General features: G+C 58.3%; 15 protein-coding genes and 2 pseudogenes. 5 read left to right on the forward strand and 12 right to left on the reverse strand.

All coding sequences use genetic code 11. The features are described from left to right. Positions 1–56 precede the first annotated feature (56 nt). Both AACY49_RS07935 and AACY49_RS07940 read left to right on the forward strand, forming a co-directional pair. A complete protein-coding gene (locus AACY49_RS07935) occupies positions 57–935 on the forward strand; it encodes a metal-dependent hydrolase (protein WP_258698339.1) in 879 nt (292 codons plus the stop codon). After that, entirely contained in the window at positions 932–1,843 is a 912-nt protein-coding gene (locus AACY49_RS07940; protein WP_258698338.1) for a hypothetical protein, read from the forward strand. The genes AACY49_RS07935 and AACY49_RS07940 overlap by 4 nt, the downstream gene beginning before the upstream one ends. Here AACY49_RS07940 and AACY49_RS07945 read toward each other — a convergent pair. Then, positions 1,831–2,946, reverse strand: coding sequence for a hypothetical protein (locus tag AACY49_RS07945; protein ID WP_258698337.1), 1,116 nt, complete (start codon positions 2,944–2,946; stop codon positions 1,831–1,833). The two genes, AACY49_RS07940 and AACY49_RS07945, sit on opposite strands and share 13 nt — an antisense overlap. Then, complete coding sequence (locus tag AACY49_RS07950; protein ID WP_408980551.1) at positions 2,940–3,659, reverse strand: hypothetical protein; 720 nt, start codon at positions 3,657–3,659, stop codon at positions 2,940–2,942. The genes AACY49_RS07945 and AACY49_RS07950 overlap by 7 nt, the downstream gene beginning before the upstream one ends. 184 nt (positions 3,660–3,843) lie before the next feature. Here AACY49_RS07950 and AACY49_RS07955 point away from each other — a divergent pair, with 184 nt between their 5' ends. Next, on the forward strand, positions 3,844–5,304 hold the full coding sequence (locus AACY49_RS07955; protein ID WP_339522835.1) for a fatty acid desaturase: 1,461 nt from the start codon (positions 3,844–3,846) through the stop codon (positions 5,302–5,304). A gap of 51 nt (positions 5,305–5,355) precedes the next feature. On the opposite strand, the gene AACY49_RS07960 is transcribed toward AACY49_RS07955, so the two are convergent. The 8 genes from AACY49_RS07960 to AACY49_RS07995 all read right to left on the reverse strand — a co-directional run bounded on the left by AACY49_RS07960 (position 5,356) and on the right by AACY49_RS07995 (position 14,279). After that, entirely contained in the window at positions 5,356–5,616 is a 261-nt protein-coding gene (locus AACY49_RS07960; protein ID WP_054048120.1) for a PAAR domain-containing protein, read from the reverse strand. Positions 5,617–5,629: 13 nt separating this feature from the next. Next, positions 5,630–7,213: a type VI lipase adapter Tla3 domain-containing protein gene (locus AACY49_RS07965; RefSeq protein WP_339522840.1), complete on the reverse strand. Its 1,584-nt coding sequence runs from the start codon at positions 7,211–7,213 to the stop codon at positions 5,630–5,632. Continuing rightward, complete coding sequence (locus AACY49_RS07970; protein WP_320392800.1) at positions 7,213–9,360, reverse strand: T6SS effector phospholipase Tle3 domain-containing protein; 2,148 nt, start codon at positions 9,358–9,360, stop codon at positions 7,213–7,215. The genes AACY49_RS07965 and AACY49_RS07970 overlap by 1 nt, the downstream gene beginning before the upstream one ends. Further along, a complete protein-coding gene (locus AACY49_RS07975) occupies positions 9,353–9,496 on the reverse strand; it encodes a hypothetical protein (protein WP_339522843.1) in 144 nt (47 codons plus the stop codon). The genes AACY49_RS07970 and AACY49_RS07975 overlap by 8 nt, the downstream gene beginning before the upstream one ends. A 64-nt stretch (positions 9,497–9,560) precedes the next feature. Further along, positions 9,561–10,298, reverse strand: a complete 738-nt coding sequence (locus tag AACY49_RS07980; protein ID WP_339522845.1) for a hypothetical protein — start codon at positions 10,296–10,298, stop codon at positions 9,561–9,563. Beyond that, positions 10,295–10,909, reverse strand: coding sequence for a hypothetical protein (locus AACY49_RS07985; protein ID WP_339522847.1), 615 nt, complete (start codon positions 10,907–10,909; stop codon positions 10,295–10,297). Before AACY49_RS07985 ends, AACY49_RS07980 begins: the two co-directional genes overlap by 4 nt. Further along, a complete protein-coding gene (locus tag AACY49_RS07990; RefSeq protein ID WP_258698330.1) occupies positions 10,902–13,655 on the reverse strand; it encodes a type VI secretion system Vgr family protein in 2,754 nt (917 codons plus the stop codon). The genes AACY49_RS07985 and AACY49_RS07990 overlap by 8 nt, the downstream gene beginning before the upstream one ends. A 108-nt stretch (positions 13,656–13,763) precedes the next feature. Then, the gene (locus AACY49_RS07995) at positions 13,764–14,279 is read right to left on the reverse strand and encodes an Hcp family type VI secretion system effector (RefSeq protein WP_047601845.1); all 516 of its coding nucleotides are present in this window, start codon (positions 14,277–14,279) and stop codon (positions 13,764–13,766) included. Positions 14,280–14,638: 359 nt separating this feature from the next. Here AACY49_RS07995 and istA point away from each other — a divergent pair. Together istA and AACY49_RS08005 are read left to right on the forward strand one after the other, a co-directional pair. Continuing rightward, positions 14,639–15,202: pseudogene (gene istA / locus AACY49_RS08000) on the forward strand (IS21 family transposase); the annotation flags it as partial. Then, a pseudogene (locus tag AACY49_RS08005) lies at positions 15,180–15,695 on the forward strand (ATP-binding protein); the annotation flags it as partial. The pseudogenes istA and AACY49_RS08005, both read left to right, overlap by 23 nt. 300 nt (positions 15,696–15,995) lie before the next feature. Here AACY49_RS08005 and gyrB read toward each other — a convergent pair. Both gyrB and recF read right to left on the reverse strand, forming a co-directional pair. Further along, positions 15,996–18,413 (reverse strand): DNA topoisomerase (ATP-hydrolyzing) subunit B, encoded by a 2,418-nt coding sequence (gyrB, locus tag AACY49_RS08010; RefSeq protein WP_258698329.1) that lies wholly within the window; start codon positions 18,411–18,413, stop codon positions 15,996–15,998. Between the two features lie 5 nt (positions 18,414–18,418). Beyond that, positions 18,419–19,522 carry a DNA replication/repair protein RecF gene (gene recF / locus AACY49_RS08015; RefSeq protein WP_008007898.1) on the reverse strand — a complete coding sequence of 368 codons (1,104 nt, stop codon included), beginning with the start codon at positions 19,520–19,522 and terminating at the stop codon, positions 18,419–18,421.

Genomic DNA, 19,522 nt, shown 5'->3' on the forward strand with positions numbered 1-19,522 from the left:
TTCGCCAACGATCAAATGCTGAGGCGTCGGGGCAACGAGGAACCGCAGAAAACGTTATGTCGTATCTAAAACGCCTTTTAACCAGACGCTCGGCGGCAATATCCGGTGGCGCCCACATCCCCCGGCGCAACCTGCGTTTCGCACTCGATGAGCAGATTCCTCGCTATTGGTATCGTGGCTGGCCGCACGTGACGCGCTTTTTCGATGGCCTGTCGATCATGTTTCCACTCGGCGAAAAACTCTTCATCGACAGTGTCGTGCACTTTCGAAAAGCGATCGAAAATGACCCGGCGCTGGCCGAAGCCGTTGACGCGTTCGTTTATCAGGAAGCGTCGCATATTCGCGAGCATCGTTCGTATAACCAGCTACTCGCGGCACAAGGCGCACCTATCGATGCCCTCGAACAACTGCTCTTGCGCCGTCAGGAGGTGGGCAACAAATTTTCACCGGCGATGCGTCTGGCCATGACGGCCAGCCTGGAGCATTTCACCGCGATTCTCTCCGATCAACTCCTGCGCAATCCCGCGGTCCTCAAAGGTGCCGATGGAAAGATGGCCATGCTATGGCGCTGGCATGCGATCGAAGAAACCGAACACAAGGCCGTCGCCTACGATGTGCTGGGCGTGGTGGTTAGCAATCCGCTCTGGCGATACCTGATGCGATGCGGGGTCATGCTGATCATGACCGGCTACTTTGCAGTCGATGTCATGTACTTCATTTATCGACTTTCCGGTAATGACGGGCAACGCCGCAACGGGCGCGAGTGGCTGCGTTTGCTCGGCTGGTTATTCGTAAGTCCCGGTCCGCTGACCCGTGTGTTTCCGAGATGGCTGGCCTGGTTCATTCCGGGGTTTCATCCCAACCACCTCGACACCCGTGAAGCGCTGGAAGCGGCGCGGCAAACGCTGGACGAAAATGCTGGGCGCACACTATGAAGCGACTTTCGGCGACAACACAAGCCTGGACGCCGAAGGGGTTTGACGACTGGCCACTGCATTTTCCGGCAACCGAATTCGCAGCGCCCGAGGCACGGCTGAACTGGACGGAACAATTTATCGCGTCCTGGCACAAGCCCATGCCCAGCCTTCCCCCAGGCACGTTGGTGGTACTGGTTGCGGGACTGTTTTCCGAATGGTTGCCCGGCTGTTTTCAGGATTGTGCGCGGACGTTGCGGCGCCTCGGCTATCCGGTTCTGCGCATGCCTGTGCGTTCATCTCGGGGCGTCATGACGCAGGGGCGGCATATCAGTAAGGTGCTGATGGCCGAACTCAGGCAAGGGCAACGATTTGTCGTATTGGCGCACAGCAAGGGTGGTCTCGACGCGCTCGCGGCATTGGCACAGAACAAGGCATTGAGCGAGGCATGTGATGGCGTGGCGCTGGTGCAACCGCCGACAGGTCCGTCGACGGTCATGGATGACGTGTTGGCTGGTAGCGCAGGGCAGTCGAGCATCAACTACCCGTTCGATCGCGTTCGCCGCGTGCTGGCGAAAACCCCTTGGGTGGCCGATGGCGCGCGGGATATCAGCAGTCTGCGCGACCCGCGCATTACCCACCTGCTCAAACACCTGCCCGCCGCCGTGCAGTGCGTGCACGTCGTCAGTTGGAGCGCTGCCCCCAGTTCGCGCCTCGATACCCATCATGCCCGCCTCAATGCCCGGCGACCCGGTTGGGCTCATGACGGGCAGTTTTACCTCGATCATCAACGCATCGAGGGTATGCCGCAGATCTGTCTGCCCCGGCTCGATCATGGTCAACCGGTGCTGGGCGGCGGTGGCTTTGACGCCACACGCTTCTGGCTGACGCTATTGGCTGTCGTGCACGGACGCGCTCAGACGAGATAGATTTCAAAGCCCGGGATGCACTCGGCGTCTTGCGCCGTCAACGCTGCGGCACTCCCCACACAGGGTGCCGTGTACAGGTCCATTGGAATGGACACGACGCGATAGCGCGTCATGGCCATCCAGAGCGGGTCATGGTCATACAGACACAATTGCATCAACGCGTACTGACCGCGAACGCGCATCCACGCCGCATCCAGCAGTGCTGCAAAGACCTGCGGGTCGCGCTGTCGTACGTGCAAGTGGGTCAAGTAAACGTCGCGCAATGCCTCGCCGGGCGCGGCAATGGCAGGGCGCCCCAACAGCGGCGCACAGGTATTGAACGCGAGGCGAAGGGCCTGGTGCGCCAAGGGCATTGTTTCAAGCACCACCCGTTTGATCCGCCCGGCATCCCAAGGCGCGACACAGCCCAGCAGATTGTCTTGGGCGTCCAGTGCCAGCAGAAATGACGAGAGGCCGAAGTCCGGCCAGGTGTCCAGGCGCCGTGCAAACTGCGCTTCACTGAAAACGCTGCCGAAGGGCTGACCTGCCGATTCGCGGTCGAGAAATGCGCGCAGCGCATCAGCGTGGCACGGCTGCGCTTGTACGATACGCACGTTGTCCAGCGTTCGCGGAGTGCTTCGCCACCCACGCTGGGCATACACGGCTACGTTGCTGTAGCCCCGCCAGTGCGCAAGCTTGAGCAGATTGGCGCGCCGTCCGCCCAGCAGCGACTGCGTGGCGAGACGGTTGTCGCGGATGACACAGCAATAGGCGTGCTGGACACCCGTTTCATCGGCCAGTGCTTCGAGCCGGACTTTGACCTCGGCCATCCACGACACCGACAGACGCCTATCAGGCACCAGCCGCAGATCCCCCAGATAGGCCACGGGCTGAATGTCACCCTGAAGATAACCCTCGCGCACCACCAGGCTGGCAATGCCCTTCAGATCACCGACCTCGTTCTCGGCGAGCCAGGTGCGATGGTCCAAGGCATGACAATGGTGCAGCGCAAAATAGTCAGGTCCTCGATCAAAACGCATTGGCAAGCCGCCCTGCATGGCCCGCAGTGCCTGAAAGTCGAGCAGTTGCCGATTGTCTGCAGCGCTGGCTCGGCGGATCAGCATGGTTGCGCCGCGGCAAACAGACGCAGCGCCATCGGCCGCAGGTTGTCAGGGTGCAATTCACACAGACAGACCAGCTCATCGCCCGACGCGTAATGAGGATTCATCTGCAGAAAATAGGCGACGTTTTCCAGGCGCAGGTGAGGGGCAGGGACTTGTGCCAGTTCCGTCGTCAACCGACCTTGAGGCACGTTGAAAGACAGCACGCCCGTTGCCGGATCATAGGCCTCGCCGAAACGTTCCACTGCAAGATAATCCGCCAACGCCTGCACCGCAGGATCCGTCACCACGCCGGCGCGGGGGGCGTAATTCAACGCCATGGCGCCCAGATAACGGTAGGTGCGGTGACCCTTGCAGATCAGAAACCAGTACAGAGGCACGTCCGGCTGCTCCTGCCAGATCTCACCGGCCAAGCGCATCCACGCGAATGCCAGTTGCTGGCTGCCCCAGTGTTCGCGGTCAATGATGGTGTCGCCGGAAAAAATCACCCTGATCGGTTGGCCTGACCAGGTGCGCTCATACCGTTTGAGGGTGGTGAAACCGACGATGGTCTCATCTGCGCAACGCAATACGATGCAGTGCGTCTTGTCCTGGAAATCCTGATCGAATCGCGGACGGGAGGTATCGCAGTAGGATGCGGAATAAATCTCGAACATCCGATCGATTTCATGTGGATGCAGATCGCGGCATTCAACGGACGTAGCGCTCAAACGCATGGAGATCCTCGGCATCGCAAGCAAGACGTTTGGAGTTTGGCGAGTTGAAAGGGTCAATGCAACGTAGACTTCCTTTCGTCGCTGCCATTTTCTGACGGTGCAAACCTTGAATAACCGAGCAGAAATCGCCGTTCATGGCGGTATGGAAAATTGAGTTTGTTCTGACCCATCAGGCGCCTTATTCATGTCATCCACGTTTGTCAGTCACCACCTTGATACCTCGATCGTGACGCGGCCCTTCAGTTGGCTGGTGATCTACACAGTTGTGACAGGCGCGCTGTACTTTCTCGTCACGCACTTCCCGATGGGCGCGGTCCGGGTGATTCAACCGACGGGGTTTGATGCGCACATTGCTCGACTGCCTTACACCTTGCCGCTGTACCTGAGCTATTTACTAATCATGCCGGCGCTGGTGCTGCTGGGGCGACGCCGCGAATGGCTGTTGCCGGCCTTTTTTGCGGCGGCCGTGGCTTCCGGAACCTGCCTGCTGAGCCACTTGTTCTGGCCGACCATGATCGAGCGTGCGGACAGCACGTCGCAGTGGCTCAATTGGTTTTACCGGATCGACTCACCGTTGGCCGCCTCGCCCAGCGGGCATGTCGCATTGCCGGTGGCCATCAGCGTTGTCCTCGGTTATCTGCGCGTTCGTGCGGCATGGATCTTCAGTTCGTGGAGCGTGGTGCTGGGGATTACCGTGTTGACGACTGGTCAGCACGTGTTGCTCGACGTGGTGTATGGCGCTGCGATTGGCGGGGTAGCGGGCCTGATCACCGTCATGTTGAAGCGGCTGAAGGTGGATCTGCGCACCATGGCAGCGATCCTGCTGGAATGGCTGTGCATCGTCGTGACGTTGCGCATCGCACTGTACGTGGGGGACTGGCGACTGTATGGCGTGGCCTTCGTGGTGATTGCCGCGCGCCAACATGCGCTGTTCATTCTGTACCACGACGCGACGCACTATCACTTGACTCGTCATCGCACGCTCAACGACTTTCTGATCAACCTGGCGATCGGGGTGCCAGGAATGGTCCCGGTGGAATTCTATCGGCCCCTGCACCTCGAACATCATCAACAGACCGGAACCGCGAACGACCCGGAGCGGCGTTTTCTGTATCACCGGCAGCCTTGGGATTTCCGCCCGCTGAGCGGGAAGTTGTTGCTGCGGCAATTGCTCGGGGATCTTTTCTTGATCAACACGCTGCGCAACTTGCGCGCCTATAAGGCGGCGGGCGGAGCATCACCGAAGATGACCCGGCCGGCATTGGCTGCCGGTGTGATCTGGCTGGTCCTTTTATCTTTCATTGCTTGGAAAACATCCGTCCAGACGCTCTTGCTGATGGTGTTTTTCTGGTTTGTGCCACTGGCCACGCTGGGCACCCTGCTGCAGAAAATCCGCAGCATTGCCGAGCACAGTGGCGGACCTGACGTCACCCCCGGTTGGCGGGAATGGACATATGCCTGGAAAGTCGGGTGCGCAGGGCGGTTTTTCATTTGGCCTTATCACATCAATCTGCACCTGCATCATCACCGCAGTGCCAACCATCCCTGGCATGTTCTCCCGCGTCTGGTGACGGCGGATGACGCGTTGCTGGACTCACGGGCGCTGCCCTCGCTGCTCTGGTCAGGGATGAAGAAGAACCGTTGATCCAGCCTGCTTCCCGGGCAGCACCGCTGGAGCAAAGAACGCCCCACGTTTTTAACTTGCAGCTTCACCCTTGGGATTGCTGGCAATCAGGCTGGCGCCGCATGCGGTTTTCATCCCGTGAAGCGCCACCGCGATGCCGCCGACATCCAGCAGGGCGCTGCCCTGCGTAATAGGGAAAACCCCTTTGCACAGCGGGCAAACCACCTTATGGCCAACACCGGACATGGGTTTGCCGTTCAGGTCAGTCTGGTTGAAAGCTTCAAGAACGGTGCCACCGTGACTGGTGGAGTCGCCGAGCCGAATGATGTCCATGTCAGCAGGCCTCTTAGAGATCGTCCATCCAGTTGGTTTTCGGTTTCTGATCAGCGAGGAATTCTTCCAGCGTGTGATCCTGCTCGATGACCGGCATTTTTGGCGCCGAATGCGCTGAAGGCACGGCTGGAGGTTCCTCGGTACTGGCGGTTTGAGGCATCAGGTTGACGCCGAAATGATCATTGCCTGAAGGCTTCTTGCCGGGCGTTGGCGAGGTCACGGCAATGATCGTTGCCTGCTCCGGGCGGCGCATCGGAATGACCACGCTGGTGTCCGCGTTCAGATAACTGGCCATCGTTGCCAGGGTGAGACCGACGAACGGAGACGCCGAGCCAGTGTCGCCCAAGCGCTGGGTCAAATCGTAGCTCTCGCGCGAATCGAGCAGGTCTAGCGGACTGTGCGCGGCGGTGAGCGCCGGCAGCAGTTCAGCCAGAGGTGTGGTGTTCAAGCCACCATCAAAGAACACTCGAGACGGTTTTTGAGGGAGCCCGTCAGTAGCGCTTTTCCAGCCTGCGGCCAGTTTGACGGTCAAGGCTTCGCGCTTGAGGCGTTCTCCGTTGTCTGGCCGTAGCAGCGACACGGTGACTGGTCGATGCAGTTTGGCCAACACTGGCAGCGCGTCCCATTGCTCGAAAGCGCGTTGAGTCCATGGTTGAGGAATGAACTCCGACGGTTGGAACTCCACCGTTGGTTTACGTGCGCCCCAACCGGAGAATTCCGGGTCGATCTTGTTATCGTTCACCTTCGCGAACTGGGCGTAATAACGCAGCCATTCGACGCGCTCGGGACGGCCGACGACCAAGGCGACCATTGAGTCGGTGAGTTCGCCGGGTTGTCGTGGCCCGGTGCCGAGACCGATGGGTTTATTACCTTTCGTGCTCAACGCCAAGGCCATGTTGAAGCCTTCATTGGCGTAGACCAGCAGTGCCGGCAGATCGGGATTGTGCTCGAAGGTCTGGAACAACGTCTCCAGTAAATCTTCGGGGGTATCACTGCAGACAATCCCGTCCTGCACATTACGAATGCGATGCCAGTGCAACCCGGCGGGGCCGCGCAGGTCATTGACCATCACCGACAGGCTTTTCTGGGTTCTTTCAGGCGTAAAGCGCAGATTCGGTGTATCGGGTTTCCAGCCACGAACCACGGTCACGGTCGGAATGGGCCATTTCTCCAGGAAATCGCGCAAGCCCAACTCCAAGGCATCTGCCTCCCTCTTCTCAGAGGCGGCATCCTTGTCATCGGCGGTTACCGGGTACTTCTTCGGGTCCATGGGCAGGATGCTGCCGACGTGCAGGGCTTCGGATTGTTTGGCATTTTGTTCTTGCAGGGCTTGCCAGGCCTGGCCTTGGCGGTAAACGTCAAGGCTCATTCCGATGCTGAGCACATCGAGTGTTTCCAGGCGAGGCGAAGTGGCAGGGGCGCGGTAACGAGTATCAGCAGGCATGGCGGCGGCCTCCTTGGCCGAAGTATAGGAAGCCACGGGCGAAGCCGGGCTGGCAAAGCAACGGCTAGCCGTCAATAAATGTTCAGCCGATTGAGCCAGATGACTGGTCATCAGAAGGCTGGTGAAAGACAGGTACGTAAATAGCTCGCGCATCAAGGGACACCACCAAAACGAATGGGCTCGCCATTCTTTAGTTCAGTCCGGGTCTGCGTGGCCACCAATGCGGGCATTTGATCCTTCACAGCGTCAGGCAGCTTGCCACTCTTTCGATAGATCGCCGTGGCGTCGATCAGCGGTTTGTTTTCATCCTGAAGATAAAGCGCCTCCACATCATCATCCGGTCCGTCACTCTGTAATTCCGCGTCAGCCTGGGCCCTGCCTTTGGCGCGGGTGCTCCCACAATCCAGCCGCCAATCCGCAACACGACACAGATACGCATAAAAGGTCGCATCATCAACGCTCTCACCCGCACCAATCGCCACGTCATAGGCCAGCACTTGTCGGCTGTGTTCAGGGTTGTTGGGAATGGATGAGTGGAAAGACAGAGCTTCCGAGTATTTCTCGCCTTGCAGACGTATACGCGCGTCGTAAGGTGTTTCCCCGCGAGTGATGAGGACCTTGCCGTTACCTTGAGCCCGAGCGACAAACACATGGGCGCATTCCGAGGCTTCCTTGCCCTCGTTGCGGGCCTTTTCGACGCTTTGGATGTCTTGTCCATATTTGAAAGCCAGGGCTTCGTCCAGGGTCTCCTGCTGGGCGTAGCGTGGGTTTTTCGGCTCCCAGCCGCCATTGGCCACGCCGATCGAGGCATCGACAGGGTCCAGTTTGTCCTTCATCTGGTACACCCCGCTTTTGGAGCCTTCTCCCGGGGCTGTGATAACGCCGTCGTTGGCAAAGTTCACGTCGCCCGGCACTGGCAATTGAGGCGCGGTCAAGACCACGCTGGCGCCCTTGTCCAGGCTGCCGACGGGTATTCGGTCCATGAAGCCCAGGCCGGTGTCTTCCCAGGGTTGCTCGCTGTCCTGGCGCAACAGGTAGACGTAGGGAGGAACGTGTTTGCCGACGGGTTCTTTCTCGCCGTTGCGCTTGCGCACGGTAAATACGCGTTGGTGGAAACGTTGTGGAAGGATCTTGCGCGCAGGCTGGCCATCGACCTCTTCGCCGATCCCCTGCCAGCCGATACCCTGGACGTTCTTGAGGCCAACCGTCTGATCCTGAGGCGTGAAATAGAGAAAGGTGCAGCCGCGGTTGTCACGCTCGTTGAAGGTGATCTTTTCTCCGCGGATCGTGGTTTGACACGCGGCCGTGCCCGTCCAGCCAGGCCCGCCAATCGCTCCGTAACCCTGCTTGTTTTTCAGGGCGACGCCCGACAGAGCCGGCACCGGATTAGGGCTGCCCGCGATGAATTGCAAGATGCCGTTGAGCGTAGCGATGCGCGCACCGGTCGTTTGCTGACCGCCCAATTTCTGGACTTTATCCATATTGGGCTGAAACAGGCTGTAGGGTGAGTTGAGCATGACCACGCCATCGGCGGGTTTGGCACCGTCTTCTTTGAGGAATGCATGGGCCAGCAGCGTGAGCAGCGTGCCCTGACTGTGGCCAACCACATTGATCGTATCGTTCGGATGACGTTTGTGAATGATCTTGATCAACATGGCCAGGCGCATGGCAGCCAGCACCATGTAGCGCCGACCCGCGGCTGAAAACAACGGGTGGGTCATGGTGCCGCCGATTTTGTTCAGCGAGATGAAGCCGAGCAGCATGCCGTTGAAACCGTTGCCCCACATATCCGGCAGGTTGGTGGTGGCGTTGGCGAACTGGCCGCCTTCCTTGGTGCCGGCCTTGTCCAGGCGGTTGCCGTCTCGGTCCAGCCACTGACCGTGCGCTTCGGTTTTCTGAATGAACGCCTCTTCCTCGCGAAACCCCCAATAGAACGGCACCACCACGCTGCGTGGCTGGCAGCCGTTGCTGGATGCTCCGGCCTTGCGGCGGAAGTACACGGCATCAGGATTCTTGGCTTCGCTGTCATCATCGGCGGGAGCGGTGTAGCTGGCCGGCAACAGGTATCCCGGGTTGTTCGCGCCGTTGGGGAAGGTACGTGGCATATCGAGGCGTTCGTTCAGCCCCTCGCACAGACCCTGCTCAATACGTGCGTAGCAACCCGCCAGGTCGTTGACGCCGTGCACGAGGATCGTCACACAGGGCTTCGGTGGCGGCGGAATCAGGTGGATGTCGCCACCGCTGGGCATGGTGATCGATTGGCTGGAACAGATTTTTTTCGGCTGGGTAGCATCAGTCATCGCCCATTTCCTCCTTGAAAAATACCCCATTGGTCTCGACGCGTGGGGTCGAGCGCCTGGCCGGGTTGGCGGCTGCTCCCCGACGCAGGTCGACCGGTGTCGTGACGAGCAGACGTAGTGAGTCTCTGACCTTCATTTTGTTCCCCTCAGATGATGACCCTTGCACGCGGCAAGGTCATGACGGATTTGTCCGCTGATGCCTATTGGCGCTGCGCCTCAAATACGAAGGGGTCTCCCTGATTCGGGAAGTGCAACAGGTACTGCGCCACTGGTTTTTTGGCATTGGGTACCCGGTAATCCACTTTCAGCCCGGTCGGATTGTTTTCCAGCTCCGCCCCCAGGTAGGCGTTTTCCGGATAGCTGAACTGATTGCCGGGCGCCTTGCGAATGGCCAGGCAAGAGGAGAAAAGTCGCGGTAACGCATATAGATGCTGGTCGTGTACCAGCAACACCAGGGGGTAGCGACTACCATAGCCACTGCTGACGTAATGCAATTCCAGGCACGTTGAGGCGCCTTGGCGCCAGGCCGTGGCGGTCGCCACGTTTTCCGGATCGATGGGATCACCGACGGGCCATTGCGGCGAGGCGAAGTTGACCGCCTCGCGCAGCGGCCAACGTTGTTTGCCGACCGTCAGAGCCTCTCCGTCAAAGACAATGATGGGTGTGCCTTTGGGCGGGTTGAGCTTCAGGTCGTCGGGCGCGCTCCACTGCGCATCCTCAAAACGTTCAAACGCCGGGCGCATGGCGTTGACCCACAGGCAATGCCTTGGCGATTCCGAGCAGGGCCTGGCCAGCTCGCTGCCGTCTCCGGCGAACAAGTTGTCTCCCAGCGACCGATAGAACGCACGGTAATCGGTGAACTGTACCGGAGCTGCCTGCGCCAGAAAGGGCAGGCCCGCACCGAGAAACAGGCTCAGACAACGGGTGACTTTTCTCATCGATGCCCCTTGGCGCCGGATGCCTTGATGTACTCCGGATTGGTGGTCCAGAAGATCGTTTTGCCGATGGCGGCAGTGGATTGGTATTTGTAGGTATAACGACCCCGCTCGCGGGTATTTACCATTGTGTTGGTCTTTTTGTTGAACTGCGTCCAATAGGTGATTTTCTCCGGCTTCGAGACTTGCGCAACACCGAAGATGTTGTGCGAAGGAGAACCGTAGTGGAACCCGGATGAGTGTCGGGGGTTGGTCGAATCCTTGATATCGATGCCATCCCACCAGTAAGCACCATTGGAGGGGTCATTGCCGCGCTGGGCAAGCGCGTCCCGTGCACTCTCTACCGCCGAGCGCATGTTCGGATCGGCATTGATGGCCGCTTCCGAAGCCGCCATCAATTGGTTGTAACGGACATTGTTGCCCTTCGTGGCGACGACGTAGCCGGCGCCGGCCTCCTTGAGCAGGCTGTCGACGTCGGCAAGCTCCCACGCGCGCATGCGGTTGGTCACCGTAAAGCAAATAGCGCGGACTTCCTGCGGGTTGTTGTCCGTCGAGGCTTCACCGTATCCGATGGCCGCGAGCTTGCGCACCTGCGCTGTCAGGACTTCAGGCATTTTGTTTCTCCTTCACCGGCCACGATTCCAGTTCCAGCTCCATGTCGGAAGGGAATTCCGGCGTGCGCTCACCGGAACCCTCGGCCACGACTTCCCCGGCGGACATCACCTTGAAGTGGTGCGGCGCGGGTCCACCTTTGTCATCCTTGAATTCAAAGAACTGCACAATTTCCTCCGCCTCATCATCGGCACTGGCAACACTGGCAGCAGCCCCCGCACCGCCTGCCGCTGCACCCGCGGCTGCGGGGGAGGGCGGCTTTAGCATGGCCACGTTGGCAATGCTCATCACATCTTTCTGCAACAACTGCGTGGCGCCCTGAGCATCGGTCACTCCTTCGACCACTTCGCCATTGGACAGGGTGATTTTGTACGGCATGTTGGGCATCGCCGACGTCCCGTCAATCTGCTTGAGCATAAAGCGTCGCTGGGTAGCGCCGACTTTGAATTTGGGCAGTTCCGCTTCCAGGCTAGTGGCGCCGAGCAGGCTGTGTTTGGCCGCTTTGACGATCAGGTTGCCGGGCATGCCCAGTTCGATATTGCCGCCCTTGATGGTGATGTAGGCCCCGCCACACATCAGAGTGATGTGCTCTTTGGCCGACACCAGCACATGCTGGTTGCTCGCGCTGACTTCCACACTCTGATCCGCTTCCAGGCGAATGTTGTTCTTCTGCGCCTGCAACAGCATCGGGCCCTGATGGGTGATCTGGCGCATTTCGCCGCTGTGGGCAAACATCCCCAGGTCGGTCCCGGCATTGAGCACAAACTTTTGCCCCGAGGTCTGTTGCTGATTCTGCTGGGCAATGGTGTCGATGTGCTCACCCGCCGCCACCGTGATGCTCTTGGGCGACGCCGCGGCAATACCGGCTTCACCGCTCACGGCAATCGCCGGATTGCCACCATTGCCCTTGCCCGATTCGTCGTTCGCGCCGTTGCCCAGGTCGCGAACCGCATCGCTGAGCGTCTTCTGCGGCGCCTTGTCATGGCCTACACCCTGGTTGTCCTGGGCGTAATCGCCCAAGTCCTTGGCTAGCTTCAACGCCGCTTCCAGTACCTGTACGACAGAGGCGCGATTGAGGTGACCGCCGCTGGCGTTCATTTGCTCCTCGGTACTCAGCAGCAGGCCTTTGGCTGCTCGCAACGCGCCGTGTTCATCGGTGCGCAACTCAAAACCTTCGCCACGCGGTTCACCGCCGCTCGGCCGTGGATGCGTCAGGTAACCCAGATGCAATGCGGTGCTGCCGTGATCACTCATCAACGCGGCACTGATCTGCTTGGTGGTGTCATCAATGCGCAGTTCGTTGGCCCGAGTGCCCTTGTATTCCTTGCTTTTGATGGTGCTGAGAATTTTGTGATTGGGCAGTTGGTAAGGCGGCATGTTCGTCGCCCGGTACGTGCGGCCTGTGATGATCGGCTGATCGCAATCGCCGTCGAGGTAATCGACGATGACCTCCTGGCCAATCCGCGGAATCGCCATATGGCCCCAGTTCGCGCCCGCCCAGTTCTGCGCCACGCGCACCCAGCAGGAACTGAATTCGTTGTTTTTTCCTTCTCTGTCCCATGGGAACTGGACTTTTACCCGGCCAAATTCATCCGTGTAAATCTCTTCCCCGTCTGGCCCGGTCACCGTCGCAATCTGCGGCCCGTCAACAATCGGTTTGGGCTGCGGCGGGGTGCGCCATTCGGTTTCTTCGGAAACGATCTCGGCGACAAAGTCATAGCTCACGCCGACATCGGCACCGGCGGATTCTTCCTCCTGACTGGCGTGCTGGATGCCCTTATGAGTAATCCTCAGCGATCGCCACCAACGATTGAAATCTTCCCGGGGATGGCCGGTGAGCTGGAAAGAGAAACCCGGGATCAGACGCGGATCGTCGCCTTCGACAACGGCGATTCGCGCGTCGCCACGGCGCCCCAGCAAGCGATTCTGGGTGAAGGGTTTACCGGCAGCAGCGGCCTTGTAGCGACCCGGATAATCGTAGCGTTCATAGTTCGGAGTCTGATGTTGCAAGTCATCGCCGGCGAAGTTCTGCTGCTGGTCGAAAGTAGGGCGTTTGAAGGTGTAATCGCGTTGCGTCTGCTTGGCCGTGCGGACGTTTTCGGTGTAACTGAACGCATAGAGCACGGGCTGCGTGGCATCCGCTGCTGGTTCAGTGGTGTACAGCACCGGAGCACCTTGAATACGCTCCTGTACATAGAGTTTGTCACCCTGGATCAGCGTGTGAGTGCTTTCGTTGCATTTGAAGAAATAGAACAAGCCTTCTTCACTGGACAGCCGATCGAACAGGTAGAGGTCCGTGTCGCCGACCTGCGTACAGTATTCGCGCGGCAAATGTTCGCTGTTGATGTGTTGCTGATAGTCGAGTATGCCGTGCTCGCTCAACACTGACTTGATGATGTCCGGCACGTTTTTCTGCTGAAAAATACGCCAGTTGGAACTCAAGGCCAGTCGGGCGAGTTGCGGTTCAACCACCGCGCGATAACGTGTCCGGCGGAAGCCGGTTTTACATTGAGTGAAACTGGACACCAGCCCGTGGACATGACGCACAGCCTTGCCGCCTTGCCAGATCGTGAGTAATGAGGGCTGATCGAGCACCTTGCCGAAATCAATGTTCGGGTTGTGGCTGGCCAACTCGATCGTGAGTCGAAAAGGCTCACAGATGGCCTCCTCCAGCGTGAACTCTACGACCTCGAACTCCATCTGCCCTGACAACACGGAAAACGTGAACTTCAAATCCCTTTGACGCATTTAACTGTTCCTTGGTCAGGTGAGAAAGAGAGTCCGCACATCAACTCTGCAAGGCATAAATCGCATCGGCCAGCAGAGCTGGCCGATGTTTGTAACGGTCAGCCGAGATTAAACGACTGGAGCACGCCAGTCATCGGAACCCGAAGTACCGGATACTTCGTGGGTCCAGGTGATTTTGCGGTAGGTGAACTGCACTTCTTCCAGGTGGGTGAAGTGCGAGTTGCCTGGATCCTGGCAGTTGTGCATCTTGTTGTTGATGGCGACGATGATCGCGTCTTCCAGCTTGGTGGTGTAGTAGTGCTCTTGAGTACCTTGAGCAGAAGTACGGTACCACTGGATAACGATTTCGCTCATGCGCTCGCCGGAGGTCAGAGCAGCTTGCAGCAGAGGCGAAGCCTTGTCGTAGACCTTGGTGATCACAACTGGCTTGTGAACGCGCTGACCGGTTGGCTGACCGGATTGCGGGTCACGCGGGATGATCACGTCGTGGCTGAACGCCTGAACCATAACCTGGTCTTCGTGGCCTTCCTGGTAGGTGTTGCCCACGGAGTCGGCGGTGAAGGCGCCGGCAGTGATCAGGCCTTGTTTTTCGCCGGTAACCGACATGTACGCTGGTGTTGCCATGGGATGCTCTCCTTGCGGATAAATTTAGGGTGCCCCGGAGGCGAAATCGCCCGGTGGGTGCCTGCCTGTTATCAAGGAACGTGCCATAGAAAATAAAACACATGTAAATCAGTGGTTTATATTGATCTTGAGTGTTTGAGAGCACCGAACTCGATGAATTCCTTTGAAAAGTGCGCAACTTCTTGCGCAGTACTGCGCAAGAAGTTGCGCACTTGGCTACAGGCTGCGCTCTGTAAGGCATCTGGAGGTTTTAGGAGTCATTATTTACGGGGGTACTGCGCAACTTCTTGCGCACAGTAGCAAAACGCCACTTTTTCGACTCGCAAGGAATCATGTTGCCGCTGACCGAAAACTGACCCGGCAAATCGTTACGTGCCTTTGTACTGCTGACGTTTGCACTTGGTGAGGTTTCTCAATTTGACTGGAGCGAAGAAGGTCTGCTGATCGGCGGCCTGTTCCGACGCATTCAGGTCTCCCACATGAAGCTGTGCGCCAGTCGCGCGTTCTGGTTGGTTGCGTATCCCAGCCATGGCCACGAGATGCTGTTCGATGCCCATACGCGCTCGTTCGGTGCGTTAGGTGGGGTGCCACGTCGCGGCATCTACGACAACATGAAAACGGCTGTCGACAAGGTTAACAAGGGCAAAGGCCGCACGGTCAATGCCCGGCTTTCCGTGATGCGCGCGCACTACCTGTTCGATCCGGACTTCTGCAATGTCGCCTCGGGCTGGGAAAAAGGTATCGTTGAAAAGAACGTGCAAGACAGCAGACGACGCATCTGGCTCGACGCTCAAGACTGCATGTTTCACACCTTCGAAGAATTGAATGCCTGGCTCGGCCAACGCTGTCGTGCACTTTGGAGCGAGCTGGTGCATCCGCAGTACAACGGGCTGACGGTGGCAGAATGTGGTGTTCATCGGCGGGCCCGGAACCGGCAAAACACATTTGGCCAGCGCCCTGGCCGTGTCCGGAATCACGACCCATAACAAACGCGTGCGCTTCTTTTCCACAGTGGATCTGGTCAATCTGCTGGAGCGTGAAAAGCACGACCGCAAGAGTGGCCGAATCTCTCAAGGGCTGCTTCGGACAGGCCTGGTGATACTCGATGAACTGGGGTATTTGTCCTTCAGCCAGAGCGGCGGCGCGCTGTTATTTCACCTGCTGTCCAAGCTGTACGAGCACACCAGCATTGTGATCACGACCAACCTCAGCTTCTCGGAATGGTCGAGTGTGTTCGGCGACGCCAAGATGACCACAGCGTTGCTGGATCGGTTGACACACCATTGCCACATCGTCGAAACGGGCAACGAGTCCTACCGCCTGCAACACAGCACGCTGGCCGCGCAAACAAAGATCAAATCACGTGAACGAAAGCGCAAGGACGAAGATGGTATCGAGGACGATGAACCGTTTTGATCTGCACCATAAACACCCTGCCGCATGCCTTTATGCGGTGGGGCTTGATGACCGTTCAACCGGGACACTGCTGCTAAGCTTATTCACAATTGCTGGGACAAAAAACAGCAATCCGCCCCGGGTCAATTGTCAATCGGCAGGGTGGGTCAGTTTTCAATCAGCGCCAACAAGCAGCAGGGCAGAAATCGAATTTTCGCGACAATAAAAAAGGCCAATTCAGTGAATTGGCCTTTTTGTATCTGAGTCCGTCGATCATCTATTTGTGAAAATGATCAACTAAAATGTGAACCTACAGCCGGATCAGAAGTCCAGGTTGGACACCGCCAGGGCGTTGCTTTCGATGAAGTCACGCCGAGGTTCGACCGCATCACCCATCAGGGTGTTGAAGATCTGGTCTGCGCCAATGGCGTCTTCAATGGTCACTTTGAGCATGCGGCGCGAACCTGGGTCCATGGTGGTTTCCCACAGCTGATCCGGGTTCATCTCACCCAGACCTTTGTATCGCTGGATGGTATGACGCTTGGTGCTTTCGGCCATCAACCATTCAAGGGCTTCCTTGAACTCGGTGACGGCTTTCTTGCGCTCGCCGCGTTGAATATAAGCGCCATCGTCCAGCAAGGTGCTCAGTTGAGCGCCCAGGGAGACGACTGTCTTGTAATCGTTGCTGCCGAAGAAGTCGCGGTTGAAGGTGACGTAGTTCGACAGGCCGTGGGAGATCAGTTCGACCTCTGGCAGCCAGACGTTACGCTCACGGTCTTCACGCAGGCTGGCTTTGTAAACCAGACCGGACTTCTCGACGGTACGCAGGCGAACTTCGTACTGAGCCAGCCAATTCTGCATCGCTGCGTGATCGGACAGTTGCTCCATGCTGACGGCCGGCAGGTAGATGAAGTGCTCGGTCAGTTCCTGTGGGTACAGGCGCGACAGGCGCTTGAGAGTCTTCATCACCAGACGGAAGTCATTCACCAGACGCTCGAGGGCCTCACCGGAGATACCCGGGGCTTCCTCGTTCAAGTGCAAGCTCGCATCTTCCAGGGCCGACTGCGTCATGTACTCTTCCATGGCGTCGTCGTCTTTGATGTATTGCTCTTGCTTGCCTTTCTTGACCTTGTACAGCGGTGGCTGAGCGATGTAGATGTAGCCACGCTCGATCAGCTCCGGCAACTGACGGAAGAAGAAGGTCAGCAGCAGGGTGCGGATGTGCGAACCGTCGACGTCAGCATCGGTCATGATGATGATGTTGTGGTAACGCAGTTTCTCGATGTTGTACTCGTCGCGACCGATGCCGCAGCCTAGCGCGGTGATCAAGGTGCCCACTTCTTGCGAAGAGATCATCTTGTCGAAGCGCGCCTTCTCGACGTTCAGGATCTTGCCCTTCAGCGGCAGGATGGCCTGGGTCTTGCGGTTACGTCCCTGCTTGGCGGAGCCGCCAGCAGAGTCACCTTCCACGAGGTACAGTTCGGAGAGTGCAGGGTCTTTTTCCTGGCAGTCAGCCAGTTTGCCCGGCAGGCCGGCGATGTCCAGCGCACCTTTGCGGCGGGTCATCTCACGAGCCTTACGTGCTGCTTCACGGGCACGCGCGGCATCGATCATCTTGCCGACGACCAATTTGGCTTCGTTTGGGTTTTCCAGCAGGAAGTCGGAGAAGTACTTGCCCATTTCCTGTTCGACCGCGGTCTTCACTTCGGAAGACACCAGCTTGTCTTTGGTCTGGGAGCTGAACTTCGGATCCGGCACCTTCACCGAAATAATCGCCGTCAGACCTTCGCGAGCATCGTCACCGGTGGTGGCGACTTTGTGCTTCTTCGCCAGACCTTCAGCTTCGATGTAGGTGTTCAGGTTACGCGTCAGTGCCGAACGGAAACCCACCAGGTGAGTGCCGCCGTCGCGCTGTGGAATGTTGTTGGTGAAGCACAACAGGTTCTCGTTGAAGCTGTCGTTCCACTGCAAGGCGATTTCCACGCCGATGCCGTCTTCACGCTGGATGTTGAAATGGAACACCTGGTTGACCGCAGTCTTGTTGGTATTCAGGTATTCAACGAACGCACGCAGACCACCTTCGTACTTGAACAACTCTTCCTTGCCGCTGCGCTCGTCCTTGAGGACGATGCCGACACCAGAGTTGAGGAAGGACAGTTCGCGAATCCGCTTGGCCAGGATGTCCCAGCTGAAGTGGATGTTCTTGAAGGTGTCAGCCGAAGGCTTGAAGTGAATCTGGGTACCGGTGGATTCGCTGTCGCCAACGATTTTCATCGGCTCTTGCGGAACACCGTGGACGTAAGTCTGTTCCCAGATCTTGCCGCTACGGCGAACGGTCAGAATCAGTTCTTCGGACAGGGCGTTCACAACCGAGACACCTACACCGTGCAGACCGCCGGAGACCTTGTAGGAGTTGTCGTCGAACTTACCACCGGCGTGCAGCACGGTCATGATGACCTCGGCCGCCGAGACGCCTTCTTCTTTGTGCACGTCTACCGGGATACCACGACCGTTGTCGCGAACGGTGATGGATTCATCCGGGTGGATGATGATGCTGATGTCGTCGCAGTGGCCGGCCAAAGCTTCGTCGATCGAGTTATCGACCACCTCGAACACCATGTGGTGCAGACCGCTGCCATCGTCGGTGTCACCAATGTACATACCGGGACGTTTGCGTACGGCATCCAGGCCTTTCAGCACTTTAATGCTCGTTGAGTCGTACGTATTTTCTTCGCTCAATGCCTTCACTCCCGATGGTCGTGGGTCTGGGTGATACGGCCCTGTTCCACGTGGAACAGAGCGACTGGCGTTTCCGTCTGCCAGCCTTCCCTCAATAATTCGTGATCTACACAGGTGATAAAGACCTGGCAGCGTAAGTCTTCCAGCAAGCGGCAAAGCGCGCGACGGTGGTGCTCGTCCAGTTCGGACGGCAGGTCATCCACCAGATAAATACACTGACCGCGTCGGGCCTGACTAACCAAGTGCCCCTGGGCAATCCGCAATGCGCAGACCACCAACTTCTGCTGACCACGGGACAAGATGTCCGCGGCGTTATGTGCGCCCAATCTGAGACGCAAATCAGCGCGTTGTGGTCCGGCCTGGGTATGACCCATTTGCTGATCCCGCTGAAGGGACCCGGCGAGCACTGCACTCAACTCCCGGTCTTTGTCCCAACCTCGGTAATAGCTGAGGGTTAAGCCCTCAAGCTCAACCAGTTCGCTCAAGGTCTGTTCAAAGACTGGTTTCAAGGCTTTGATGTAAGCGCGGCGGTATTCATCTATTTCAGCGCTGGCCTGGCACAGTTCCCTGTCCCAAACCGCTTGCGAAACGGCGTCAAGTGTACCATGCCGCAGCCAAGAGTTTCTCTGGCGCAAGGCCTTCTGCAAGCGCTGCCACGTGGACATGAATCGCGGTTCCACGTGGAACACACCCCAATCGAGAAACTGCCGGCGAATCTTCGGTGCGCCTTCCAGCAAGCGGAAGCTGTCCGGGTTGATCAGCTGTAACGGCAGGATCTCCGCCAGTTGCGCCGCGCTACGGGCGTTCTGCCCGTCAATGCGAATCTGGAACTCACCTTGGCGGTCGCGAGATATCCCCAATGCGCTGTGCCCGCCCTCGGCCAGTTCGACCTGGCCAAACACCGTACACGCCAATTGCTCGTACTGAATAACGGGCAACAGACGGCTGCTACGAAACGAACGGGCAAGCCCCAGCAGATGAATGGCTTCCAGAACACTGGTTTTGCCGCTGCCGTTGGCGCCGTAAAGAATATTGATTCGGGGGGAGGGGGAGAAGGTCACCGGGTGCAGATTGCGCACCGCGGTGACCGAGACACGACTTAAGGACAT

The sequence above is a fragment of the Pseudomonas sp. EL_65y_Pfl2_R96 genome (assembly GCF_963970905.1).
In the GTDB taxonomy this organism is placed as follows: Bacteria; Pseudomonadota; Gammaproteobacteria; order Pseudomonadales; family Pseudomonadaceae; genus Aquipseudomonas.